Annotated in this window: 24 protein-coding genes; 7 read left to right on the top strand and 17 right to left on the bottom strand. The window is 59.1% G+C overall.

The window, feature by feature from the left end:
* Nucleotides 1-33: 33 nt before the first annotated feature.
* From DXD39_RS07590 to DXD39_RS10440, 4 genes are all read right to left on the bottom strand, one after another.
* A complete protein-coding gene (locus DXD39_RS07590; protein WP_117803672.1) occupies nt 34-1071 on the bottom strand; it encodes a hypothetical protein in 1038 nt (345 codons plus the stop codon).
* A 215-nt stretch (nt 1072-1286) separates the two neighbouring features.
* Nucleotides 1287-3185, bottom strand: a complete 1899-nt coding sequence (locus tag DXD39_RS07585; protein WP_117803671.1) for an ABC transporter ATP-binding protein — start codon at nt 3183-3185, stop codon at nt 1287-1289.
* Entirely contained in the window at nt 3178-5007 is a 1830-nt protein-coding gene (locus DXD39_RS07580) for an ABC transporter ATP-binding protein (RefSeq protein WP_369832142.1), read from the bottom strand. The genes DXD39_RS07585 and DXD39_RS07580 overlap by 8 nt, the downstream gene beginning before the upstream one ends.
* Nucleotides 5008-5235: 228 nt before the next feature.
* Complete coding sequence (locus DXD39_RS10440; protein WP_369832144.1) at nt 5236-5499, bottom strand: hypothetical protein; 264 nt, start codon at nt 5497-5499, stop codon at nt 5236-5238.
* Here DXD39_RS10440 and DXD39_RS10435 point away from each other — a divergent pair.
* On the top strand, nt 5380-5817 hold the full coding sequence (locus DXD39_RS10435) for an MATE family efflux transporter (protein WP_369832143.1): 438 nt from the start codon (nt 5380-5382) through the stop codon (nt 5815-5817). The two genes, DXD39_RS10440 and DXD39_RS10435, sit on opposite strands and share 120 nt — an antisense overlap.
* 62 nt (nt 5818-5879) lie before the next feature.
* On the top strand, nt 5880-6005 hold the full coding sequence (locus tag DXD39_RS10430) for a hypothetical protein (RefSeq protein WP_369832141.1): 126 nt from the start codon (nt 5880-5882) through the stop codon (nt 6003-6005).
* A gap of 93 nt (nt 6006-6098) precedes the next feature.
* Here DXD39_RS10430 and DXD39_RS07565 read toward each other — a convergent pair whose 3' ends face one another.
* The 11 genes from DXD39_RS07565 to DXD39_RS07515 form a co-directional block, all read right to left on the bottom strand.
* Nucleotides 6099-6521: a PIN domain-containing protein gene (locus DXD39_RS07565; protein ID WP_117803669.1), complete on the bottom strand. Its 423-nt coding sequence runs from the start codon at nt 6519-6521 to the stop codon at nt 6099-6101.
* Entirely contained in the window at nt 6518-6910 is a 393-nt protein-coding gene (locus DXD39_RS07560; protein ID WP_158565480.1) for a type II toxin-antitoxin system Phd/YefM family antitoxin, read from the bottom strand. Before DXD39_RS07560 ends, DXD39_RS07565 begins: the two co-directional genes overlap by 4 nt.
* 295 nt (nt 6911-7205) lie before the next feature.
* A complete protein-coding gene (gene ligA, locus DXD39_RS07555) occupies nt 7206-9434 on the bottom strand; it encodes an NAD-dependent DNA ligase LigA (RefSeq protein WP_117803667.1) in 2229 nt (742 codons plus the stop codon).
* A gap of 449 nt (nt 9435-9883) precedes the next feature.
* Complete coding sequence (locus DXD39_RS07550; RefSeq protein ID WP_117803666.1) at nt 9884-11350, bottom strand: S1C family serine protease; 1467 nt, start codon at nt 11348-11350, stop codon at nt 9884-9886.
* 172 nt (nt 11351-11522) lie between these two features.
* Nucleotides 11523-12107 (bottom strand): hypothetical protein, encoded by a 585-nt coding sequence (locus tag DXD39_RS07545; RefSeq protein ID WP_117803665.1) that lies wholly within the window; start codon nt 12105-12107, stop codon nt 11523-11525.
* Between the two features lie 3 nt (nt 12108-12110).
* Nucleotides 12111-12473 (bottom strand): hypothetical protein, encoded by a 363-nt coding sequence (locus DXD39_RS07540; RefSeq protein ID WP_117803664.1) that lies wholly within the window; start codon nt 12471-12473, stop codon nt 12111-12113.
* Nucleotides 12474-12475: 2 nt separating this feature from the next.
* Nucleotides 12476-13600, bottom strand: coding sequence for a hypothetical protein (locus DXD39_RS07535; RefSeq protein ID WP_117803663.1), 1125 nt, complete (start codon nt 13598-13600; stop codon nt 12476-12478).
* 184 nt (nt 13601-13784) lie between these two features.
* Nucleotides 13785-14447, bottom strand: coding sequence for a response regulator transcription factor (locus DXD39_RS07530; protein WP_006234733.1), 663 nt, complete (start codon nt 14445-14447; stop codon nt 13785-13787).
* Between the two features lie 50 nt (nt 14448-14497).
* Nucleotides 14498-15835 (bottom strand): glutamine synthetase family protein, encoded by a 1338-nt coding sequence (locus tag DXD39_RS07525; protein WP_117803662.1) that lies wholly within the window; start codon nt 15833-15835, stop codon nt 14498-14500.
* Between the two features lie 127 nt (nt 15836-15962).
* Nucleotides 15963-16457, bottom strand: a complete 495-nt coding sequence (locus DXD39_RS07520) for a type II toxin-antitoxin system RelB/DinJ family antitoxin (protein WP_117803661.1) — start codon at nt 16455-16457, stop codon at nt 15963-15965.
* Nucleotides 16458-16499: 42 nt separating this feature from the next.
* Nucleotides 16500-17522 (bottom strand): LacI family DNA-binding transcriptional regulator, encoded by a 1023-nt coding sequence (locus DXD39_RS07515; protein WP_158565478.1) that lies wholly within the window; start codon nt 17520-17522, stop codon nt 16500-16502.
* Between the two features lie 235 nt (nt 17523-17757).
* On the opposite strand from DXD39_RS07515, the gene DXD39_RS07510 reads away from it, so the two are divergent.
* Nucleotides 17758-18792: a sugar kinase gene (locus DXD39_RS07510; RefSeq protein ID WP_117803659.1), complete on the top strand. Its 1035-nt coding sequence runs from the start codon at nt 17758-17760 to the stop codon at nt 18790-18792.
* Nucleotides 18793-19046: 254 nt separating this feature from the next.
* Nucleotides 19047-19688 carry a bifunctional 4-hydroxy-2-oxoglutarate aldolase/2-dehydro-3-deoxy-phosphogluconate aldolase gene (gene eda / locus DXD39_RS07505; RefSeq protein ID WP_117803658.1) on the top strand — a complete coding sequence of 214 codons (642 nt, stop codon included), beginning with the start codon at nt 19047-19049 and terminating at the stop codon, nt 19686-19688.
* 440 nt (nt 19689-20128) lie between these two features.
* Here eda and DXD39_RS07500 read toward each other — a convergent pair whose 3' ends face one another.
* Complete coding sequence (locus tag DXD39_RS07500) at nt 20129-20821, bottom strand: GntR family transcriptional regulator (protein ID WP_117803657.1); 693 nt, start codon at nt 20819-20821, stop codon at nt 20129-20131.
* Nucleotides 20822-21284: 463 nt separating this feature from the next.
* Here DXD39_RS07500 and DXD39_RS07495 point away from each other — a divergent pair, with 463 nt between their 5' ends.
* Nucleotides 21285-21968 carry a YitT family protein gene (locus DXD39_RS07495; RefSeq protein ID WP_117758208.1) on the top strand — a complete coding sequence of 228 codons (684 nt, stop codon included), beginning with the start codon at nt 21285-21287 and terminating at the stop codon, nt 21966-21968.
* A gap of 223 nt (nt 21969-22191) precedes the next feature.
* On the opposite strand, the gene DXD39_RS07490 is transcribed toward DXD39_RS07495, so the two are convergent.
* The gene (locus DXD39_RS07490; RefSeq protein ID WP_158548901.1) at nt 22192-23445 is read right to left on the bottom strand and encodes an ATP-binding protein; all 1254 of its coding nucleotides are present in this window, start codon (nt 23443-23445) and stop codon (nt 22192-22194) included.
* A 448-nt stretch (nt 23446-23893) separates the two neighbouring features.
* Here DXD39_RS07490 and DXD39_RS07485 point away from each other — a divergent pair, with 448 nt between their 5' ends.
* Nucleotides 23894-24703 carry a gluconate 5-dehydrogenase gene (locus DXD39_RS07485; RefSeq protein ID WP_117758209.1) on the top strand — a complete coding sequence of 270 codons (810 nt, stop codon included), beginning with the start codon at nt 23894-23896 and terminating at the stop codon, nt 24701-24703.
* Nucleotides 24704-24969: 266 nt separating this feature from the next.
* Nucleotides 24970-25611: an RpiB/LacA/LacB family sugar-phosphate isomerase gene (locus tag DXD39_RS07480; RefSeq protein WP_055309683.1), complete on the top strand. Its 642-nt coding sequence runs from the start codon at nt 24970-24972 to the stop codon at nt 25609-25611.
* Nucleotides 25612-25693: the final 82 nt, after the last annotated feature.

Below are 25693 nucleotides of genomic sequence, written 5' to 3'. Positions count from 1 at the left end.
CCCGCAGCACCCCGTAGAAGGACCGGAACGTCCCTAAAGGCCGCCGTCCCAGTGCCGAATCACGAATTCTCGCAGGTCGTTCTGCCGCTTTTGGAACGCTTCGCTTCGGTCGCACTTGAGGCCCATAGCGAGCGCGATGGCGTTCATCGCCCGGTACAATTGCAGCTGGTGGGCAAACTGAGTCCCGGTGAGGACAATCATCCTAAAGTCCAGCGTGCTCAGCACAGTCATACGCTCCGCATCCGACGCGCTGCGCTGTTTATCAAGATGGTCCGAGCCATTGTATTCAATCCCCGTACCGCTCGCAGGCGCATATACGTCGATCTCGAAATACCCGGCCTTTGCGAGATACTTGAACTCGTTGGGAACATCGACCCTATGGTTGAGCGCGATCTTGGCGTATCCCAGCCCTCCCTGGGAACGTTTTGCTACGACCATGATTGCGGTGGCCGTCTCCATGGGCGACCGCGCGCCATCGTGCACGCGCTTGAGCACGGCGGCCGCGCGTACAGCCCCCTGACGAGATCGGTTCTCATTGCAATAAGCAATCAAGTCGGCAACGGTATACCTCTGCCCCATCTCGATATAATCGCCTGGCGACAGATGATTCAAATGGTATCGGGCACAGATTTCGTAGCCATATTCCAGCTGTTCGGGCTCACTCATCCACGAACCCGCTTGGACAAAGCACATGACCTCATCAACCACTAGAAGGTCCTCTGCCACCTCGATAAGATGGCCTGGAGGTACCGGCGCCCCAAACACGTGGCACCTAAATCCCGCCGGCGTCGAGCGCTCAAAATCGAAGTTGACGAGTGTGTCGATATAATCGAGCTCTTCTCGTGGAATACCAAGCGAAACCAGATAGTCGGTAACGATCCCGACTGCCGTTGAAGCCCTCAGTCCCTTGGCATCGAGTCCCAATTTGGGCAGGCTCGCGGTCGGCTCCGCCTCGTTAGCAAGCGAGTCCTCATCGTATAAGCTGCTTGCTCGCGAGAGAGGCTCGGACGGGCGCACCACGTTGTGGTACAGCCAGGCAGTCTTATGGGACAGGACAATCGGCAGGTCCATGAGCCCTCCAATGGAGTCAGATAACCAACCTTATTCCCCTGCTCACGGGTCCGCACACTTTCGTGCGCAAGAAAGCGTTTCCGCCCGGTCGCGCGGCAGAAAAACCATCACAACATTCGATGCTTTTCCCGATTTTGGCAAAAAACGTCGAATGTTGTGATGGTTTGAGGCGAGGTGAGGGACACGGAGGGGTCAAAGCATCGTGCTCGAACGGGTTAATCCAACTCTTTTAAGCCATGCGCCAGCTGCCAGTACTCGCCGTGCTGAGCGAGCAGCTCTTCGTGCGTGCCGCGCTCGATGATGCGGCCGTGTTCGAGGACCATGATGGCATCGGCGTCGCGGACGGTGGACAGGCGGTGCGCGATCATAAAGGTGGTGCGTCCGCGCATGATGCGGTCCATACCGCGCTCGATGAGCTTTTCGGTGCGCGTGTCGATGCTCGAAGTGGCCTCGTCCAGGATGAGCACCGGCGGATCGGCAACGGCCACGCGCGCGATGGCGAGCAGCTGGCGCTGACCCTGCGACAGGTTGGCGCCGTCGGCCGTGACCGGTGTATCGTACCCTCTAGGCAGGCGGCGGATAAACGAATCCGCGCAGGCTGCCTCGGCAGCGGCGCGCACCTCCTCGTCGGTCGCGTCGAGCTTGCCAAAGCGGATGTTCTGCGCAATGGTGCCGCTAAACAGGTGCGTGTCCTGCAGCACAATGCCAAGCGACCCGCGCAGGCTGGCCTTGGCGATATGCTTGACGTCGATGCCGTCGTACGTGATCTCGCCCTCATCGACCTCGTAGAAGCGGTTGATGAGGTTGGTGATGGTCGTCTTACCGGCGCCTGTGGAGCCCACAAACGCAATCTTTTGCCCCGGCTTGGCAAACAGGTTGAGGTCCGCGAGCACGCGGGTGCCCGGCACGTAGGAAAAGTCCACGGCATGGAAGCGCACATCGCCGGCAAGCGGGACCAGGCCGCACGTGAGCTCGGTACCATCGGCAGCCACAGCACGGCCCGACTCATTAACAGCAGCCACATCATGCAAGTGCCCGTACGCGCCCACGCCTTGGCCCTCGGGAATCTTCCACGCCCACGCAGCGTCGCCCGTCTGCACCAGCTCCACGCGGCCCTCGTCCACCTCGGACTCAAGATCCATGGCGGCAAACAAGCGCTCGGCACCGGCCAACGCATTGAGCAAGAAGTTGCCCAGCTGCGTAAACTGGTTGATGGGCATGGCGGCCTGGCGCACAAAGACCAGGTAGCTCGCGAGCGCACCTACGTCGGCGAGTCCCTTGATGCAGAGCATGCCGCCCGCCACGGCGACGATGGCATAATTGACGTAGCCAATCACGACGGTCATGGGCACCATGGAGTTGGCATAGCTCACGGCGGCGGTGCCGGTGCGGCGAAGCTCGTCGTTGCGGCAGGTGAAGCCGGCGACATTCGCTGCCTCGCGGTTAAAGACCTTGATGACCTTTTGGCCCGAGACCATCTCTTCGATATATCCGTCCAGGTCGCCAAGCGATGCCTGCTGGGCGGCAAAGAAGCGCTTAGAGCGCGCACCCGAGTAGCGCGCATACAGCACAATGGCCGCATCGCACACGAGCGTGATAATCGTGAGCTGCCAGTTAAGGATGATGAGCATGGCCGTGGTGCCCACAACCTGAATAGCGGCCTGAATCACGTTGGCAAAGCTGTTGTTGAGCGCCTCGGAGACGGTGTCGACATCGTTGGTGAAAAAGCTCATGATGTCGCCCGAGCGCGTGCTGTCAAAATAACTGAGCGGCAGCGTCTGGATGTGCGCGAACAGGTCGCGGCGAATATCGGATACCACGCGTTGGGCCGCGCGCACCATGATCTGTGAGTAGCCCAGGGCCGAAAGCACGCCCGCGGCGTAGATGATCGCCGTCAGGATGACCTGCTTGGCGAGCAGTTCCTCCCCGCCCATGGCCAAACCGTTAACGATGGGGCGCACCATGTAGGTGCCGGCGAGGCTCGCGATGGCGGCGACGGAGGCGAGCACGCCAACCGCGAGCAATGAGAACTTGGCATGCCCCATGTAGGAGAGCAGGCGGCGCACAGTGCGCTTGAGGTCGGCCGGGCGTGCTTGGGCTGCGATCTTAGGCATGGCGCTCACCCCCTTCCAAGGTCGATCCGCTGGGGACGGAGGAAAACGGATCATTAGCGCAGCCATCGTCGCCGCCGTCGCCGGCGTCCGCGTTCCCCGCAAACTCCATCTGCGAGACGTAAATCTCCTGGTATATGTTGTCGCCCGCCAGCAGTTCCTCGTGCGTGCCCACGCCGTGGACACGGCCGTCGTCCAACACCACAATGCGATCGGCATCCATGACGCTCGCGATGCGCTGGGCGATGATGAGCACGGTCGTATCGGGAATCCGAGCGATGTGCTCGCGAATCTTAGCGTCGGTCGCCATATCGACCGCGCTGGTGGAGTCATCAAAAATGAGCACGCGCGGATGCTTGAGCAACGTGCGCGCGATGCACAGACGTTGCTTCTGGCCACCCGAAACACCGGCGCCGCCTTGGCCCAGCTCGCCGTCCAGCCCGCCGATGCGATCAAGGAACTCGTCCACGCACACCGCGCGGCAAGCAGCGAGAAGTTCATCGTCCGACGCCTGCGGATTGCCCCACTGCAGGTTCTCGCGCACGGTGCCCGTGAACAGCACATTCTTTTGCAGCACAATGCCCACGGCGTCACGTAGGGTCGCGAGGTCGTAGTCGCGCACGTCGTGTCCGCCCACAAGCACGGCGCCCTCGGTGGCGTCGTACAGGCGCGCAATCAGCTGCACAAGCGAGCTCTTGCCCGAGCCCGTGCCGCCGAGGATGCCCACCGTCGAGCCGCTCTCGATGCGAAGGTCGATATGCTCGAGCACATCCTCGGCTGCATCCGCGCGGTATTTAAAGGAAACGTCGCGAAACTCGATACTGCCGTCCGCTGGCGCCGCAGCCGCGAGATCTCCCGCAGGGTTGGCGATAAAGGGCACCTCATCGAGCACCTCTGCGATACGGCCCACACTCGTGAGAGCGCGTGTGAGCAGCAAAAACACGCTGGAAATCATCATGAGCGAGTTCATGATCAGCAGCACGTAGCTCATAAAGCCCGCGAGCGCGCCCACGCCCAAGCGGCCTTCGATGATCATGCGGCCGCCAATCCACAGGATCGAGATCGCGGCAACATACATCGAGAGTTGGAACACCGGCAGGTTGAGCACGGCGGTGCCGAAGGTCTTGGTCGCCGTGCCGGCGAGCTCGGTATTGACGGTGTCGAACTTGTCGCACTCGTGCTCGGCGCGCACGTAAGCCTTCACGGCGCGCACGGCGGTAAGGTCCTCTTGCACCACGCCGTTGAGGTGGTCCATCGAGGTCTGGAGTTGGCGGTAGAGCGGGCTCACGCGCACGGTAATGATACCGAGCAAGAGGGCGAGCATCGGCAGAATTACGGCAAAGACCGCCGCGAGCTCGCGCGAGAGCGCGAAAGCGTAGACGAGGCCCATGACCAGATTTACCGGCCCGCGCACCATGGGGCGGAAGCCGTTGCCCACGGCGTTTTGAATCACGGTGATGTCGGTGGTCATGCGAGTGACGAGCGAGCTCGTCTCGTATTCATCGAGATTGCCGAAGGCGAGGGTCTGGATCTTGCGATACTCCGCGGCGCGCAGGTTGGCGCCCAGCCCCGAGGCAACGCGGGCGGACGTGCGCGCATAGCCCAAGCCAAGTGCCAGCGAACATGCGGCGCACACCAGCATATACGCACCCTGCAAAAGCATGTAGGTGATGTCGCCCGCAGGCACGCCCACGTCGATGATATTTGCCATGATGACCGGAATAAACAGCTCGAGCGCCGTCTCGGCCGTCACAAAGAGCATGCCGAGCATGGCATCGCGGCGGTATGCCCCCAGATAGGAAAACAGAATCTTGAGATTGTGCACGCAGGTTCATCCCCCATCAAACGTTGTTCGCAAACCCACGTATTATGGCGCGCCGTGCGGCGGTGTCAAGTGTTACAAAATCGATTTCTGCAAGGTTAGCGTAGGCTTCATGCTCGCAGGGCGCGCCCCTGTATTCAATTGGAAATGACGCGTGCGTGACTTTTTCGCCCCGCCGCCAACACAAACCTTGACTCAACAATCGTTGTAGGGTCTTCACTACACTGGTAGCTAAGCGAACCAAGCCAGAAAGCCCCACCCATGGAACACGACCTCGCACGCGGCAATATCCTTAAGACCATCCCGGTCTTTGCCCTGCCCTATATGCTCTCGTACTTTTTGCAGATGCTCTACGGCATGGCCGACCTGTACATGATGGGACAGTTTAGCGGTGCCGCCGGCATCACCGCCGTGGGCAACGGCGCACAGACGCTCTATATCATTACCGTGACGCTCGTGGACCTGGCCATGGGAACGACGGTCATCGTCGGCCACGCTGTGGGCTCGCGCCGCTTCGACCGCGCCGAGGCGGCCATCGGCAACACCATCACGCTCTTGCCCCCGAGCTTCGCTGCGCCGTGTTGCACGAACGCGTCAACCCTACCGACGCCTATGCGTTGGAGTGGCAAATTCGTCAACTGCAGAAGGGCCAGCACGAGACCTTTGTCTTCCTGGGCAATCTGGGCATTGGGGTTAGCGCCGAGCGCCTCGCCGCTGGCGACTTTGATGGCTACGACAAGGTCTTCCTGCTGCTCGACGATACCGATGACTACCAGGGCGACGTCGAAACACGGCCTGCCGCGCATTGTCTGACCATAAGCTTCCGCGGCACGCACGGGCAAGCAGCCCCACGCTACGAGCAGCTGCTCGGCTATATGCGCGAGCACAACCTGCCGCCTGCCGGGCCCTCGCGCGAAATCGCCCTGATCGATGGCATCATCAGCAACGACCCCGCAACCTACGTGACGCAGATCACGGTGCCGGTTACTGTGCTCGATTAAGAACCTCCCGGAAAGCTATGAAGTGCGGCTCAACTAACGAGCGTCAGCTACAGGAGGACTACCGCGCCGCAGACAGTCCCCGGTGTGGCGGTTTTACTCCTCCGGGATCGGAAACGCACGGATGAACTCTGCGGGCGAGAAGGTCTTGATGGTCGAGCGCACAAAAGCGGCGCGATCGCGCGTGATGATAAAGTCCACGCCGGCACGCTCGGCCATCGCGCGGATACAGCCGTCCTCGAAGTCCGGCTCATCGGAATAGGCGGAGGTAAAACAAGCTTCTTGGTCGAGAGGCTCTGCCGAGTAGCTCTTAAGGCAGTCGCGCACTACCTCGCGGGCGCGCGCCTCGCCGGCCTGTTTGGTGAGAATGTAGTACGCGTCCTTGAGAGAGCAGGCCGAAACAACGCCCTCGATAAGCCCCACGTCAACAAGCCCCTTGATGGTTTGCGCCGCACCATGCTCCGGCCGACCCGGAAGCACGCAATCGAGCAGAAAATTAGTATCGAGAAATGCCCTCATAGGTAGCGCTCCCTCGCGATGCGCTTTTCATCTTCAACCGTCATCGTATCGAGCGGCGTTCCCTTGGGCATTTTGGCTACGAGTTCGAGATACTCCTGATAGTCCTCATCCTCCGCGAGCATCTCACGAATCTCCTTCCAGGTGATCTTGGGATGCCACATCGTACCCACGTCGCGCTTGGGCTTGTCCGTGCCGCACGCCGGCTTTGCGCCCCCACACTCCTGAGCAGCGTCATATTCCACCGCAACTGGGCCTTGATAGTCGAGTGGCACAATCTTGAACAACGGCTTGCTCCGCTTGAAGACCACAACCTCCTCGCCCTCATTGGCAACCTTTTCGGCCACCTGCGTAAGGTTCTGGCGCAGCTCCGAAAACGCGACGGTAACCATAGCGGCTCCTCTCAACATATATCTTTACTGTTGAGTATACACGTTAATGTTAATGTTAATATATAAAGACCGCCACAATGGAGACAACCACCATTGTGAGGTCCCCCACTCTGCATGAATCTCTCATCGCTCCGGGACGGCACCAGTCCGCAGGATAGCCCTCATTGACGACATCATCAGCGACGGCCCCGCGACCTACGTGACGCAGATCACGGTGCCGGTTTCCCCAGCAAAGTAAGAACCGCCCGGAAGGCATCGTGCTTCCGGGCGGTTTTTCAATCTGCTTATCGATGCACTAAGCCTGGGGCACCTCACCGGTCGCAAGAATCTGCTCAAGCGCGTCCTCATCCAGCACGGGTACGCCCAGCTGCTCGGCCTTGGTAAGCTTGGAACCCGCTTTGGGACCGGCAACCAGGTAGCTCGTCTTCTTTGACACGCTGCCCGAAACCTTGGCGCCGAGCACCTTGAGCGCCGCGCCTGCCTCGTCGCGGGTGCGGTTGACGAGCGTGCCGGTGAGCACGAAGGTCAGACCTGCAAGCGGCTGCGCGTCGGCGAGCTCGCCCGCTACGCCGGCGTCGGCTGCGGCTTGCGCGTGCGCGGCGCCCAAGTCGACCTCGAGCGACAGACCCGCCTGACGCAGGCGCTCCAGCACGGCAAGGTTTTCGGGCACGGCCAGGAACTGCTTAACGCTCGCCGCAATCTTGGGACCGATGCCCTCGCACTCGGCGATGTCCTCTTCGCTCGCCAAGATGAGCTTATCAATCGACAGGAATCGCTCGGCGATGACCTCGCCCACGCTCTTGCCCACGTGGCGGATGCCCAGGGCAAACAGCACGCGACCGAGCGGCTGGCTCTTGGACTTGTTGAGCTCGGCGATGATTTTCTCGGCCGTCTTAAGGCCAACCGGAATGGGGTCGCCCTTCTTGACGCCCTTTTTGCTGTTGGAGCTGGCATAGATGCGGCCTGTGTCCAGGCCTGCGATGTCGTCGACCGTGAGCTGGTAGAAGTCCGCGACATCGTGAATCAGACCGGCGGCGATCATCTTGTCGACGATCTCGTCGCCCAGGCCGTCGACGTCCATGCAGCCGCGGCTCACCCAGTGGAGCAAGCGCTCCTTGAGCTGCGCGGGGCAGTCGATGGACACGCAGCGATAGGCCACCTCACCGTCCTCGTGGACCACGGGGCTGCCGCACACAGGGCAGACCTCGGGCATGCGCCAGTCAACGCTGTCTGCCGGACGCTTATCGAGCACCGGACCCACGACCTCGGGGATCACGTCGCCCGCCTTGTGCACGATGATGGTATCGCCTTCGCGCACGTTTTTGCGACGGATCTCGTCGATGTTGTGCAGCGTGGCGCGCGCGATGGTGGAACCGGCGACCGTCACCGGGTCGAACTCGGCGACCGGCGTGAGCACACCGGTGCGGCCCACCTGGATGCGAATCTCGCGCAGGATGGTCTGCTTTTCCTCGGGCGGGAACTTAAAGGCAATGGCCCAGCGCGGTGCGCGGGCGGTAAAACCTAGGTCGAGCTGCTGCTGGAAGCTGTCAACCTTTACGACCACGCCGTCGATGTCGTAGTCCAGGTCGCCGCGGTGCTCGAGCGCCTGGGCACAGAACTCGTGGACCTCGGCCGGCGTGGCGCAGCGTGCCACGTTGGGGTTGACGCTAAAGCCGGCGTTGCGCAGCCAGTCGAGAAATTCGCGCTGGCTGTGGACGTGCAGCGGATCGGTATCGGCGATGGCGTAGATAAAGGTGGCCAGGTCGCGCCGCGCCGTGACCTTGGGATCCTTCTGACGCAGGCTACCGGCGGCAGCGTTGCGCGGGTTGGCGAAGGGGTCGCGGCCCTCGGCATCGGCCTCGTCGTTGAGGCGCACAAAGCTGCCCTTGGGCATATAGACCTCGCCGCGCACTTCGATGGTACGCTCGCGGTCGGCGCCCATGTGGGCGAGTGCTGCCTCGGACAGATGCATGGGCACATCCTTGATGGTGCGCACGTTGAGCGACACATCCTCGCCCGTGGTGCCGTCGCCGCGCGTGGCCGCACGTACGAAGGTGCCGTTTTGGTAGGTAAGCGCCACGCCCAGACCATCGATCTTAAGCTCGCAGGTATAGGCAACGCTACCGGCACCGAGGGCATCCTCTGTGCGCTGGAGCCACGCGTCGAGTTCGTCCAGGTCCATGGCATCGTCCATGGAATACATGCGTGCCATGTGCGTTACCGGCGTAAACTGCTCGCTCACGTAGCCGCCCACACGCTGGGTATAGCTGTCGGGCGTCACCAGGTCGGGATAGGCCGCCTCGATTTCCTGCAGCTCAACGAGCATTTTGTCGAAGGCGGCGTCCGTGATCTCGGGCGCATCGAGCATGTAGTAACGGTACGCGTGGTAATCGAGCTCGTGGCGCAGCTCGGCCGCGCGTGCTGCCGCCTGGGCACGGGCATCGGCCGGTGCGGCGGCATCCGCGCTCGCGGGCGTTTCGGTATCGATGTCCACGCCGTCACCAAACAGGCTCGATTGCTCCATAGCGGCACTCCTTCGCTCGATTTCAAACGGATACAAGAGTACCACCGGTCGCAACGGGGCCGAATAGCGGTCTCAAACCGCACCGAATCGGCAGCCGCCGGACCGGACTGGACAGTTAGTTCAGATACGTATAATTCTGCGAGCCTGGTCGTGTTCAGACGTCGCCATTCCAGCCAATTTGGCCGCCCCGGGGGCTGCACGACCGGCTCGTCCCCTTTCTAAACTCCCATCCGAACCCCTCCCCCATCCCAAACAGCTCAAAACGCATGCTGAACCGCCTCGGGTTTATACGTATCTGAACTAACTGTCCAGACCATTCCGAACCAGGCCTCTTGTCAGCTCCATGTGATCCGTTTTCCTCCGTTCCCAACGGATCAATAAGAAAAGAGGGGGCTGTCCCGCATTGGCGGGACAGCCCCCTCTGGCTTCGATATGTGTGGAGTGGCTCGTTAGTAACCCTGGCCGTAGCCTTGATTCTGGCCCTGCCCCTGCTTGCCCAGCAGTTCCTCCAGGTACTGGCGCAGCTGCTCATCGGTGATGCCGCCGTTGCCGGTGTCGGTCGCGCTGTCGTCCTGCTGCTGGTTCTGCAGCTTCTCATCGGAACCCAGCTCGACGGTGACCTTTTTCTCTTCCTTGCCGCGCACAAGCGTGATCTCGACCTTCTCACCCACCTCGTGGCTGCGCAGCGCGATGATCAGGCCATCGGCGCTCGTAATCTCGTCATCGCCCAGCTTGGTGATGACGTCGCCCTCCTGGATACCGGCCTTGGCGGCGGGGCCATCCTCGACGACGCTCGCCACATACGCGCCACTATCGGTGCTCAGCTTGTTGGTGCGGGCGTTGAGCGCGTTGACGCTCGAAAGCGTGGCGCCCAGGTACGGATGCACCGGCGTCTTGCCGTCGATGATCTGGTCGGCAATGTTCTTGGCGTAGTTAACGGGAATAGCAAAGCCCACGCCCGAGCTGGAGCCCGAATAGCTCTCGATGAGCGAGTTGATGCCCACCAGCTCACCATTGTCGTTAACGAGCGCACCACCGGAGTTGCCCGGGTTGATGGCGGCATCGGTCTGGATCATGTTGGCATAGATGGTATTGCCGCTGGTAGAGCTCATGGCCGTGGAGCGATAGAGCGCTGACACAATACCCGTGGAGACAGACTGCTCGTTGCCGAACGGCGAACCAATGGCCATAACCCACTCGCCCACGTTGAGCTTGGAGGAATCACCGATCTCGATCGGCGTGAGCTTGGAGGCGTCTGCATCCTTGAGCTTGATGACGGCTAGGTCGCTCGAAGCATCGTTGCCCACGAACTCGGCCTCGTAGGTGGTGCCGTCGTCCATGGTCACCACGTACTGATCGTAACCATCGACCACGTGGTTGTTGGTGAGGATGTGGCCTGCGGTATCGAGCACCACGCCCGAACCGACGCTGCCCGAGCTATTCGACTCATCAGCAGACTGAGAAAGCGAGCCATTCTGGTTGCCGCTCGAAGTGGCGGTGATGGAAACGACGGAGGGCAGCGCCTTGGCAGAAACGGCCTCGGCCAGCGTGGTGTCCTCGGAGTCGATCGAAATCTTTTGCGTCGACGAACCCGAAGCACCCGCCGTCACGGCGTTCCTGCCGCCGCCAATGTTGAGCGTGCCGCTCATAATGAGCGCGATGACCAGCAGGGCACCGCAGGCACAACCGGCAAGCGCCGTAATAAAGATCGGCAGCTTTTTGGTCTTGGTCTTGACCACCGTGTGCTTGTTTACAACCTGCTGACCGTCCAGCGGCTGGCCGGTCTGCGTGTCGTAGGCCTGCACATAGGGAATGTTGCTGTCGGCAGGCGTCGACTCCACCTGCACGCGCGGCTGCTGCTGAGTCTCGCCGGCATTGCCAACATCCTGGGGACGCTGGGAATCGTTCTCGCTCATAGCTGCGATCCTTTCGTCAAATAACCAAAGGCCCGCCAAACATGTGGCGGGCCATCATTGTTCATGTTGAGTTGTACCCCAAGCTGGGCGGTCCCGAGCACTAGATGCCAAGATTTCAGCTTTGCTTAAGTAATGGCATGCTTCTAGGCCAATTCGTTTTATGCCGTTATGTCTATTCGATATAACAGTCGATAGCAAAGCTATATGTTGAATCGTTAATGAAGTCCGTAATCGTCGCGCCCATGCCTGATCCGCACGTCCACTTATCCTTCTCCGCGTCATATGGCGTTGGCCCCCACCCCGTTTCATATGATGCTTCGCTTTCTGTGAAGTAGTTCATCACATATTTATCTTTCTGCATGAGCGCATACCAAGCGTTTGCATACATTACGAGCGGATCGGTTTGAACTATCGAGTACTTTCCTGAACGAATCTCAATTTCTGTTTTATCGCTATAAAAAGCGACCGTAAGCTCAATCTTAGCCAGCAGCGGTAACGTTTCATCTGATTCCCTCTGGATTGTTATCACATTACCGGCCATAGCGCCAGCAGACACGGCTTCGCTCTCTGGCGTGAAAATACTCTCTCTGCTTCTTGTTCGCGTTTTTTCATTGCCATTTTCATCTCTGACCACCGTGTCAACCACGAGCGTCAATCGCTTCCGAGCGTCCGGCAGCTCCACGGCTTCCGCCATCCCAGCTCGCATCAAAATGGGGGCTCCTGCTATCAGACCTAAGAACTGCTTCCTATCAATCATTCTTCATTCCCCTTGTCTACTTGATTTGGCTTTCTCGGCTGAATGGGGATACAGAACAGTCCCATCAAGTTCCTTATCTTCCACAAAAACTAGCATCCATTTTTCACCTGCCTTCAACCCTGCAACATATCCGGAACTTGACTTGCGACGCATATCGATCTTTTTGCGGCAACCACTTGGCATCAACGCCTCAAATTGCCCGTTATGAACATCCGATAGAGTGCGAACTTCGATCGCAACAACCGTGTCGTTTTCTCCCCCATTAATCGCCCCCAACAGGGGCAAACTCACCGCAGTGACCAAGGCAAGGGAAAGAACCAATAGGAGTATTGCCCTTCGAATGAACTTGTCACCGTTCACGAGCATAATCACCCCTTGCAATATGTTCCGTCGTGAGCATTGTAAATTGATACGTCATATGGAAGAAACTGCAGTTGGTTTGTCCATCCGTTCCAAACCACAAGCAGGTACTTCTTGGCATTTGAGTATGTGTTATGCATTGCCACATAGCCCACAACTGCCATTGCGTGCCCGCTGCCATTTGACCGGAGCCTTCCAGAGAAAATACTCAGATTCCCCGAGTCGGTATTCATCCTAAAGGAATCCCATGACGGATACCAAACGAATGACGTCTCAAGCTCCTTGCCTCGTCTTGCACAAAACTCCTTTATAGCCGGAGCGGGTCTGTCAGGCAAAGTCCCGCCTTGAGTAAAGTACAGACCAGTCGCTTGATCGTATTTCGTTCCTTTATCCGATGTCCCCGACAGCTTCCAAAGCTCCGAGTATAAATCAGGCAATTTAAGGCGGTTCAAAGTCACATAGTGACTGCCAACTGCAAGCATTGCCGAAACAGCGCATGCGTAGGTTTTCGTCTCTTTGATAACTTCTGTCTGTGTTGGCGTTATCATTCCCGAAATCGTTTTGCTCGCATCAACAACGTACCCCTGTTTATACAAATCTTTGGCAGATACAAAAACGTCATCGAACTGTTCCGGCGATCCGCCACGATTACCTCCCGAGGACAATTTGCTTGGTACTTTTTTCCCACTTACGTCTAAAGCAATGTTTTTATCTAAGTCGGCAACGCCAACAGTTAGCTCGTCAATCTTTAACGCAACAACGTTATCTGAGGATGCAAGGAGTGCAATTTCTTCGCTTGCACGCTCGATAGGTAGAAGAGCGTTCGGAGCCAAGCAGTATTCGCTGATCCACCAAGATCGCTCTGAATCAAATACGACGTAGCCATAGTTAACGTCATCCCGCTTCGCACGAACGATATACCCGATTGATTCCCCATCGGAATTCACCATTTTTACTGGGTCACAAGCGGTCACCGGCTCATCCGATACATCATCAAAGAAAGCTTGCGCTTGCTCCACAGCTATTTGCGGTGTGACACGGACCAAGTCGTCGTCTCCAAAAACCAACCTTGGAGACATCAGGGCGGCAAGCAACACTATGAATCCAACAATCACCTTTCTCGAATAACGCATTTCTTCCTCCATCCGTGTAGTAGGGAGATACGGTAACTAGATGATATTTGCTAGATAGTGTTATACGTTTGATATTGTTTTTACTGACACACTTTTAATCGGTGCAAGATCTTCTTTTCGCCCTTAACGAGAAAAGGGTACTGGTGAAATCTCCGGTACCCTCACATTGCCCTCTATTTACTTGCTAGTCCTTAAACAGATAGCCAACGCCGCGGACGGTGGTGATGTGCGCCGCGATCTGCGGGCCCACCTTGGAGCGAATGCGTCGGATGTGCACGTCGACGGTACGGGTGCCGCCGCAGTACTCAAAGCCCCACACGCGGTGCAGCAGCACCTCGCGGCTGTAGGCGCGGTTGGGGTGCGTGGCCAAGAAGCTCAGCAGCGAGTACTCCATCAGCGTCAGGTCGATGGGCTCGTTATCGAGCGTCACCTGGTAGGTAGCCAGGTTGATCTCGAGGTTATCGATGTTGAGTACATCGTCGGCGGTAACGGTCTCCTCCTCGCCCATCAAGCGCTGCGCGCGAGCCTTGAGCTCGTTGGGCGTCGCCGTGGGGCACACAAAGTCGGCATGCGCGTGATTGGGCAGGCGCAAGGTACCGAGCGCCTCGTCGTCGACAATCACCAGCATGGGGACACCGCCGCGATCGTCAAGCCACTTGGCAATCTGATCGATGCGGTCGCTGCGGATGCCATCGGAATCGAGGATCAGCAGGTCAAAGTCGTGCGCCGCAGTCGGCGAATCGGGAGTGGCCAGACTCACCTCGACGCCCAGGGTGGTCGTCAAGCTGCGGGCAAACTCGTGGAAGCGCGTCGTGCGCGCCATGAACAGGGCACTCTTTTCGGACATATCAGCCTCCAAAGAAATGAGCTCAATCGTACTGGAACAAGCCAGCGCGATTAGGAGTTCGCCAGATAATGCTTGATCTCCCACTCGGTGATCGTGGACTCAAACTTATGCCACTCGTCGCGCTTCTTTTTAAGGAAGAAGCCGTGGATGTGCTCGCCGAGAGCATCCTTCATAAACTGCGAGTCCTCAAAGACGTCGAGTGCCTCTTTAAGCGAGCGCGGCAGCGGCGTGTAGCCGGCCTCGAGCATCTGGCGGTCGGTGAGCTTGAGTGTCTCGGCCGTGGCCTCGGGCGGGAGCTCCAGCTTGCGTTCGATGCCGTCGAGTCCAGCCGCCAGCGTGACGGCGTTGACCAGGTACGGATTGGCCATGGGGTCGGGGCTGCGAAGCTCGATGCGCGTGGACAACTGCTTGCCGGGCTTGTAGACCGGAATGCGGATCATGCTCGCGCGGTTGCGCAGGCCCCACGTGGCGTACTGCGGCACGGAGTCGCCGCCGGTAGTAATGCGCTTGTAGGAGTTGACCGTAGGGTTGGTGATGGCGCTGATCTCGCGCGCGTGCGCCAGGATACCGGCCATGTAGTGTTTGGCGATGTCGGAAAGATGGTACTTCTCGTCGTCCGCGCCCCAAAAGACGTTGTTGCCGTCGTGGTCGAATAGCGACTGGCACAGGAACATAGCACTGCCGTCCTCGCCTGCCAACGGCTTGGGCATAAAGGATGCGTGGCAACCGCTCTCGTAGGCCTGCTGCTTAATGATGAGCTTTGCCGTGGTGATGGCGTCGGACATGCTCAGGGCCTCGGCGTGGCGCAGGCTCATGCCGTGCTGCGAGCGACCGGCGGCGTGGAAGGTGTACTCCACGGGCACGGACATCTTCTCGAGCGTGAGGACCGTGTTGCGGCGCAGGTCGCGAGCGGCATCGCTCACCGAAAGATCGAAGTAGCCCACGTTGTCGAGCGGCTCGGGCGTGTGCTCGTCGGGGAAGTAATAGTACTCCAGCTCGGCGCCCACGTTGAGCAGGTAGCCGGCCTTCTCGGCCTTATAGAACATGCGGCGCAGGGCATCGCGCGGGTCGCCGGCGAACGGTTTGCGATCGGGAGTGCACACGTCGCAGAACACGCGGGCGACGCCGTTATGGCTCGGACGCCACGGTAGGATCTGGAAGGTCGAGGCGTCGGGGAACGCGAGCATGTCGGCTTCCTCGGGCGTGGCAAAGCCCTCGATGGCGGAGCCGTCAAAGCCAATACCCTCCTCAAAAGCGACCTCGAGGTCCTCGGGGCTGATGGCAAAGTTCTTGAGGCGGCCGAGAATGTCGACAAACCACAGACGCACAAAGCGGATGTCACGCTGCTCTACGGAGCGGAGTACGTAATCGATGTTCTGCTGGTTCATGTCGCTCCCCTTTCTTTCGGGCGGGTTTCGACTGGTCTATATCGCAGATACTATCGCAGAAAAATGTTTCCGCAGGGTTAAAGCGTATCAAGCGCTCAAAAAACGTGCGCGAGCAGGCGGGTATGACTTACGCGCGATCATAAAGGACCACTCCTTCGCGCTCGATTACCGCGGCAAGATCGTCATCAAGATAGTCACTCGAGACAAGGTCGACCTGCCTCCCGGTTTCTTTGCGCACCGCCTCGCCAAACGCCGACAGCGCGAAAAGACCAAATCCCTGCTCACGATCGACTTCGAGACGCAAGTCGATATCGCTATCGACACGCGCCTCGCCACGGGCATACGAGCCAAAAAGAATCACGGATTTGATGGCGGGGATTTGACTGGCCGCCTCGCGAACGGCGGACTCAATCTGAGCAGGGTCCAAAATGCCCGCCGAGGCGCTTTCGCTCGCATAGCTTTTACCAAGTGAAGGAACAAACGGCAGCGAGCGCTCGCGCAGCATCTGTCTCATAAACATGTTGACCGCAACAGACGAAGTCATGCCAAGTTCTTCGCACAGCTCGGCAAATGAATCTTTAATTGACGAGTCCACTCGCACACTCAACACAGACGCAGCCATGGATACCTCCTGTATGACATCGTCTATATATTATCACACATACTAGCGCGAGGTCGAGGCGCGGTGTTCGATGCGGCCGGGGACCTCGATGCGCTTGGGGGCGAGCTTTGCGGCATCGCCCACCGTAGTGGTAACGATATCGATGTGCTCGGAGAGGAGCTCGACTACGCGCTCGGCAATGGTGAGGGTGTCTTGCGCGGCCGTGGTCACGCCGCCAAAGAGCACGTGGTTCCAGGGATAGTCGTCAAACGTCGCGATCTTGAGACCAGCAGGCAACGAGGGTCCCAGCTGTGCCAGCGCCTCGGTCAGGCGCAGAAAGACCAGGCCGTTGACGGCAATGAGGCCGAGCTTTTTACCTGCATATTCACGGATAGCTCCGTCCAGACGGCTGACACCCGTGGCGCCACCGTTGGCCAGGGTGACGACCTCGCCCGCAAGACCGCAGCGCGAGAGCTCGTCGGCAAACGCCTCGGCGCGCTCGCGACGCACGGGGCTGTCGTCGCTTGCCTCGGTGAGCAGGCATAGGCGCTCGCTGCCTGCAGAGGCCAAGGCGTCTACCAGGCCGGCAACCAGCTCGCGGTTGTTGGAGGTCACCAGATCGATGCCACCGTCAGTAACGTCGCGGTCGAGCAGCACAACGGGCAGGCGCCCCGCGGCCGCGGCGATCGCCTCGTCGTTGCCGCCACAGGTGTTGACGACCATGCCGTCCACGCCGGCATCGATAAGCCTAGTGAGCGACTCTGCTTCCTTAGCGGGGTCGTTGCCGCTAATGGCAGTCATAAGCGAGCAGCCGCGCGCGGCGGCGCTGACGGAAAGCCCTTCGAGCATGGAGCTGGAGAACGGGTTGGCGATGTCGGCCAAGATTACGCCGATGAGGTTGGTGCGCGAGCTGCGCAGATTGCGCGCGGCGGCACGTGGGCGATAGCCGGTGCGTTTGATAACCGCCGCGATGCGAGCGCGGGTTTCCTCGGTCATCTGCCCGGGGCGGTTGTTGAGATAGCGCGAGACCGTGGCCGGGCTCACGCCCGCCTCGGCGGCAATGTCCTTGATTCTCATCTGCGCCATAGCGCACCCCGTTTCCCAATTGTCGGCAGTCTGAGCCATTTTAGGCATTTTTTTAAAAATCTCGCTTGCAAAACGTTGTAGGTGAGTATACTACAAGTCGAAACGAAACCGATTTCGTAAACCGATTTCGGCGAGCGTTGGCACGGAGGTGCAAAGATGCACCCTACCGTCTTGGCACCTCCGTGCCAACGCCATATCAAAGGTGAACGCACGAGCAAGAAGGAGCTGCGCGACCATGGGTAAAACGGTTCTTACCTTCGGCGAGATCATGATGAGGCTCTCGCCCAAAGATCACCTGCGCATTGAGCAGGCCACCGAGTTTGATGTCCGCTACGGCGGCGCCGAGGCCAACACCGCCCTTTCCCTGGCCTACCAGGGTGACAAGGCAGCTTACGTCTCCGTTGTCCCGGCCAACCGTCTGGGCGAGTGCGCCCTGCGTTCGCTGAAGGTCTACGACGTCGATACCTCGCGCGTCGTGCGCCAGGGCGACCGTCTTGGTTCCTATGTGTTTGAGGTTGGCGCCTCGCAGCGCGGTAACGGCTGCGTCTACGACCGCAAGTATTCCGCCATCAACATGGCTAAGCGCGACGTCTTTGATTGGGACGAGATCCTCAAGGGCATCGACGTCTTCTACTTCTCTGGCGTGACGCCCGCCGTGTCCGACGAGATGGCCGCTGCCTGCAAGGATGCCCTCACCGCCTGCCGCGCCAAGGGCATCACCACCGTGTGCGACGTGAACTATCGCGGCAAGATGTGGTCGCCCGAGAAGTCGCAGGCCACCATGAAGGAGCTCCTGCCGCTCGTCGACATCTGCATCGCCAACGACGAGGACGCGCCCGCTGGCCTCGGTATGACCTGCGTCTCCGGCTCCCTTGCCCACGGCATCGAGGAGCGCGACACCTACGTCGAGATGGCCCGTCAGATCTGCGCCGAGTACGGCTGCAAAAAGGTCGCCTCGGTCGTCCGTAACATCTCCTGCGTCGAGCGCTCCATCTGGATGGGCATGTTCTTTGACGCCGTGAGCGGCGAGCACTGGTTCTCCCCCGCTCACGACGTGCACGTGCTCGAGGGCGTTGCCGCCGGCGACGCTTTCAACGCCGGTCTCGTCCATGCCCTCATCAACGACTTTGACCCGCAGGACGCCGTCAACTACGCGATTGCGGCATCGATCCTCAAGCTCACCATCAAGGGCGATTCCAACTTGGTGACCGCAGACGAGATCGCAGCCGTGGCATTCGCCGCCGACGGTGGCACTCGCGTCGCGCGCTAAACCGCCCCATTCCGTGGGCCGCAGTTCTCCATACCCATACCCCTGCGGCCCGATCCCCGATTTTTCCGGTCGGGCAAAACCACCAGTCCCATTCCGGTTTTGCCCGGCATTTCCTATACGACTGGTCGCGTAGCCGGTTTTGGAATTGCTTGTGACCCCAAGCAGTGCCTCCGATAACCAATCCAAAATCGGCTCTTGACCAGCGCATTTGGCAACTATGCGCCCACGCGCGCCACACATTCGAAAGGAACACCATGTTCGATCAGTTCTACACCACGCTTGAGTCCCTGGGCATCGTGCCCGTCGTCGTGCTCGATAAGGTCGAGGACGCCGCTCCGTTCGCTCACGCCCTTATGGCAGCTGGCATGAAGTCCGCCGAGGTCACCTTCCGCACCGCCTGCGCCGCCGAGTGCATCGCCGCTATGGCCGAGGCCGAGCCCGAGATGTGTGTTGGCGCCGGCACCGTCCTGACCGTCGAGCAGGTTGAGCAGGCCCGCGCCGCCGGCGCCAAGTTCATCGTCTCCCCGGGCTATAACGAAGACGTCGTGAAGCACTGCATCGACATCGACCTGCCCGTCCTTCCCGGCACCGTGACCCCCTCCGAGGTCACCGCCGCCGAGAACCTTGGCCTCAAGGTCACCAAGTTCTTCCCCGCGGCCCAGTATGGTGGCCTGAACACCATCAAGGCCCTCGCCGCCCCGTTTGTCGGCCATCGCTTTATGCCCACCGGCGGCGTGAGCACCGCTAACGTCGAGGAGTACCTGAGCTCGAGCGCCATCATCGCCTGCGGTGGCACCTGGATGGTCAAGCCGGCCCTGTTCGCCGACGGCGACTTCTCCAAGGTCGAGCAGATCGCCCGCGAGGCCATGGACGTCGTCAAGAAGGTCCGCGGCTAACCCTGCCATTTGGGTACGGGGTAGATATGGTAGGTTTTCTGCTTGACTTCCCCGTTTGATCCGCTCTCTATCGTGGGGGCGCGGCCACGGTTGCGCCCCTTTAAAACGGCTCGGAAGCGCGCCGTTTCCGTCACGAACAAGAACCGAAACCGTCTTGTATGCTGATAGAACGTGACGGAAGCGACACGCACCCGAGCCGCTTTTCCCACTCGACTGGCAGCCGTGCTCAGCTAAGCCACTTTGACAAAAACCAACCCGCCAAAACAGCTGCGGCGCCGTCTGGAGGAATGGGCCCCTGCTTCCGGTCTTTTCCTCCAAGCGGCGCCGCAGCCTTTTTACGCCCCAATAGCACCCCCGCACTTGCGGTGAAATACGGACTGTTTACGCCGCCAGAACCGCAAAACAGTCCATATTTCACCGCAACTAAGTAAGGGAGCGAGTTAGATGGCCGAGTCTTTGGGCAGCTCGAAATAGTCGGGATGTAAGGCGATAACCGGGCCCTGCTCCTCGGGCATCAGATGCAAGTGCGTCTCTGCCAGATAGCTCGCCGTGTCGGTATCACCCTTCTTAATGGCCTCGAGAATCCGGCGATGCTGACGACGGATCGGCTCCCAATCCAAATCCTGCGACACCATACGTAACCAGTTGTATCGCTCAAAATGCGTGTTGACGCTCTTCATCCAATCCCACAACATGTGGCGGCCGGCAATCTCAAAGCACGTCTCGTGGAACAGGTTGTCCAGGTCGAAAAAGCGGCGCGTTTCTCGATGGTCGAGCGACTCTGACTCGGCCAGAATCTGCTCAAGCCGATCCTTTTGCTCGGGCGTGGCGGCCGAACAGCATTTAATGAGCACGCTTCTCTCAAGTTTCTCGCGCAAGAAACAGGCGTTCTCGGCGCGCTCCATGCTGATTTTTGAGACATAGGTGCCGCTTTTGGGCCGTGTTTCCACCAGCTCTTGCTCACGCAGGCGCACAAAGGACTCGCGAATGGGCGTGCGCCCGATTCCCGTCTCCTTTTCCAGACCGATCGCTGATAAGCGCGTGCCGGGCTTGAGCTCGGCATAGATGATCTTGGAGCGCAATGCGTTGTATGCCTGATCTTGCAGGCTCTGATAATGCTGGTGCTGTTCCATAAAGCCCTCGAATGAAGCCCACGGTTTGTCGAATAACTCCACGTAATACTATCGCATCCCCCATCCCACGGCGATGTTTGAGGGGTAGGGCCGGGATTCGGCTTTTGACCGATAAGTTGTTGCAATTAGGTGAACGTTCACCTAATTTCTTCTATTTCGCTTTGCAAATGGATTCCCATACGTATACTAAATCTCAACGAAACCGATTTCGTCAAGCCTGGGCAATAGGATGCTAAGACGCACCCTACCATCTTGGCATCCTATTGCCCATGCCATGCCATTTGCTTTCTTCCCGTCTCGTTGAGCCCTTCAGTCCCATTCCGGCACAACGAGACATTCCTAGACGACTGACCATGGGGCCGGCTTTTCTGCCGTTGAGGCAGTGCCTCCGATAACCCTCTTTTTGCCGGCCCAGGTCAGACATTTCTCTTTAAATATCCTTCAATCGAAAGGATGCAGCAGCATGCGACCGCTCATCATCATGCATGGCGAGAAGATCGACTGGCGTCATACCGTCATAAGAATGCTGATGTATCTGGCGGGCGTTGCCGTGCTGGCACTCGGTATGAGCCTCCAGACGGCATCTGGCCTGGGCGTCGCCGCGCTCACGTGCTTTGCCACGACCCTATCCATGCTCACGGGCAAGACGCTCGGCTTTTGGATTACAACTACCTATGTCGCTTACATCGCGGCGCAGCTCGCCATCTTGCGACGCGAATTTCAACCGCGCATTTTGCTCGAGCTTTGCTTTTCAACGCTAATGGGCGGCTTCACCGATCTGTTCATGGCGTTCAACCCGCTGCATCCCACGGCGCTCCCCGCGCAGGTTGCGACCATGCTGCTCTCCCTCGCTATCACCGCATTTGGCGTCAGTCTCGTCGTCAACATGGGCGTTGTCCCCAACGCACCCGACGGCTTGGTGCAGGTCATTGCGGAAAAGCTCAAGCGCCGTTTTGGAGACGTAAAGGTCATGTTCGATTGCTCGCATGTCGCCGCCTCGCTCACGCTGTCGCTGGTATGCATGCACAACTTAGGCGGCTTTGGCGTAACCACCGCCATCTCGGCACTGTTCTTGGGCCACATCATCAACTTCGCCAACAAGCTGTTTGCCCAGCGATTCGTCCGCATGGCGTTTGGCGCCAAATAGCGAACAGCCGCGGAGCAAACGAGGCTCGAGTGCCCGGCATATCGATGTCGCAAATAACGACGCACGCGCTATACGGACGATGAGGAATAGCCCGTCGCAAACCCCGCAAGCGGAGCTATATGTTGCTATAACTTGACATAAATTGGTCCATTGCCAGCCGGCATGCAAAAGGCCCCAAGCCATTCGCGGCTTGGGGCCTGCCTGGTAACACAGGTCTTTCGGACTACGCTCGCTCGTATTTCGTGGCGCGGCCTGTCCCCTGTTTCATGATCGCGTTTCGGCTGAGCAGAGATTCGAGTGCGGACAATGTTCGCGCACGGCTCAGCCCCGTCTGTTTCTCAATCTCACTTCGCGACATAATTCGTCCGCCCGACAAGGCCTTAAGAACCTGAGCCTCTTCTCCAGACCCTTCAAAGGCATCGGTAACGGGCAACGCGACAGCTACCACGCCGCCACGAATATCAAAGACCGGCTGATTAATCGAATCGCGATAGGCACGCCTAATGCGCGCAATTCCCGTTCCAAACTTCTCGATATAGTCCAACTTTAAGAAGACCTCGGCAACGATGGGATTTCTGAGCACGGATATCTGTCCATACAGGTATTGCTCCGTCGTCAAGCCAGCGGGCAACGACCCGGGTGAAGTCACAACGACGCGATCATCATACAGAGCAACCTGAACATTCGCTTGCACGTCCCACGTCCGATGCACTAGAGCGTTTGCAACTGCCTCGCGGAATGCCTCGAGGGGAATCCGGTCGGTCTGAACACGCTCGACACCTTCGATGCGCTCATAACGATAGTAGCGCGCGAACATGGCAACTGCTCTATCGACCTGCTCAATTGCAGACAGGCCCGTCGTCGTCTCACGATCTAAAAGCACGTCCTCGGTGTCGCCAAAACGAACGCAGTCGATGCCCGGAAATTCGTTGTTATCCGCCAATATCGCCGCGGCATTGGTATAGCCATCCTTGCCGAGCAGGCGAAGCGTTCGCATGATATCCGACGTGAGCTCAGAAATGCCTAGATGCTCGATGCACTTGTGTTCGAGCGTATGAAAACTCAGGTCCTGGCGAGCCGAGGTGAGCGCATCGAACGTCAGATTGCTGCCTTCGAGCGTCAGCCTGCCGTACTCAAAACGGTCGACCTCTACCGTCGCCGAATCATTTCGCCTGTAGGCCTTCCCCTTGCTTCGATAGGGCTTGTCCTGCCCCTCGTAAACCGTAAGCGTTACAGTTCCGCGGTTCTCGTCGAGCTCGAGCGTGTAACGAGGCGCAGGATCCAGACTGTCATTAATCATGTTCTCGATGCGCAGACACTCCGCAACCGGGTCAGAAAGACCGACTGCAACACCACCGTCGTCAACGCCAAACTCTATCTTGCCCGTCCCGTAGTTTGCATAGGCGCTCACCGTTTTAAGAAACGTCGGCGTTACGCTTTCCTTGTATTCGACGGTAGGACTCTCTCTGACAACCATACGTACGGGCCTTCTCCTTTTCATGCTCATCTGAACCGTATTATAAGACGAAAAACATTTGCGTACGGCTTAGAACCAGACGCAAACTGTTTTCGTCTTATTTGCGTACGGAAACTAGATACAAATTTCACGTTCATACGACTATTTACCAAACGCATAGTGTTTTCGTCCGGCAATGCGTCCGTAATCCAAACAAAAAGGCCCCGAGCTCAGTGTTGAACTCGGGGCCTCTTGCGCCGCGCATCTATGAGAGGAGAAATGCGATGCGCACGGGCGCTACTCCATGTAGCAGATATCGCGACGAGCGGCTGCAACCGTTCACCTTTTAAAAGTGAACGTTCACCTGATTCTAGGAAAACCTGACTTTTAATTCCTCCGCTTCTCCTATACTGAACTTGTAATAGAAGCAAGACTTATATAGATGAACGTTTCTTTTGGAAGGATTGTAATGTCTAACCTTATGGACAGCTTCCGCCTAGACGGCAAGGTCGCGCTCGTGACCGGCGCCACCTATGGCATCGGCATGGCCATGGCCGAGGCACTCGGCGAAGCCGGCGCCAGGATCGCCTTTAACGCCCGTCACGCCGACAAGGTCGCCGAGGCCGAGAAGCACTACCGCGAGCTGGGCTTTGATGCTCACGGCTATGTTGCCGACGTCACCGACGAGGCCGTCGTCGCCGAGCTCATCGCCAAGATCGAGGCCGATTTTGGCACCACGCCCGACATTCTGGTCAACAACGCCGGCGTCATCCAGCGCACCCCGATGCTCGACATGAGCGCCGAGGACTTCCGTCGCGTCGTCGACATCGACCTCAATGCCCCGTTTATCGTGTCCAAGGCCTGCCTGCCGGGCATGATCGCCAAGGGTCACGGCAAGATCATCAATATCTGCTCCATGATGAGCGAGCTGGGCCGCGAAACCATCGCTGGCTACGCCGCCGCCAAGGGCGGACTCAAGATGCTCACCAAGAACATCTGCTCCGAGTTTGGCGAGGCCAATATCCAGTGCAACGGCATTGGGCCGGGCTACATTGCCACGCCGCAGACCGCGCCGCTGCGCGAGACGCAGCCCGATGGCAGCCGTCACCCGTTCGACCAGTTCATCATTGCCAAGACGCCAGCAGCCCGTTGGGGCACGCCCGAGGACCTGAAGGGTCCCGCCGTGTTCCTGGCTTCCGATGCTTCGAACTTCGTCAACGGGCACATTCTGTACGTGGACGGCGGCATCCTCGCCTACATCGGCAAACAGCCGCAATAGGCTGCGGCCGCGCGGAGCACGGCACCTTGGCGCTCAAACCGTCGCTCGCGTACCGAAGTACGCTTCGCTCCTCTTTCACGCCAATCTGCCGCACTCCGCGCGCCCTCGCCACCGTCACGCACCAGCCAACACAGGCGCTTCGGTTTGTGCGGAACTCGCGACAGACTTAACTGCCGACCGCCCGCATAGCTCATCGCGGGTTGGCTTTGCCGCCGCCCGCGCACAGAAGCAAAAAACTGGAAGATTAAGTTGAAAGGTTAACTCAAATGAAGATCGCTCTGATTAATGAGAATTCTCAGAACTCCAAGAACCCCATGATTGAGGCTGCGCTTAAGAAGGTTGTCGAGCCCATGGGCCACACCGTCTTTAACTATGGCATGTATGCCGATGCCGATTCCAAGCCTCTCACCTACGTGCAGAACGGCATCCTTGCCGCCGTGCTGCTCAACTCCGGCGCCGCCGACTACGTCGTGACCGGTTGCGGCACCGGCGAGGGCGCTATGCTCGCCTGCAACTCCTTCCCCGGCGTGCTGTGCGGCCATGTTGCTGACCCGCTGGATGCCTACACCTTTGCCCAGGTCAACGATGGCAACGCCGTCGCCATGCCCTTCGCCCTCAAGAACGGCTGGGGCCAGGAGCTCAACCTCGAGTACACCTTCGAGAAGCTCTTTGGCTTTGGCTCGGGCAACGGCTACCCCGCCGAGCGCGTTGAGCCCGAGCAGCGCAACAAGAAGATCCTCGACGGCGTGCGCGCTGTGACCATGCGTCCGCTCGTCGACGTCCTGGGCGAGATCGATCAGGACCTGGTGAAGGGCGCCCTCGCTGGTGAGCACTTCCAGGAGTACTTCTTTGCCAACGCCACCGACGAGGCCATCATCGCCAAGGTCAAGGAGATCTTGGGCCTGTAATAAGGCCCACGGGGCGCACCACCCCCCAACAAGCCGCCAGACAAAAGGCGCCGCGACGATCCATGTGTCGCGGCGCCTTTTT

Source organism: Collinsella sp. TM04-29, from assembly GCF_003466565.1.
GTDB lineage: Bacteria > Actinomycetota > Coriobacteriia > Coriobacteriales > Coriobacteriaceae > Collinsella.
This window is presented reverse-complemented; position numbering and strand designations above follow the sequence as displayed.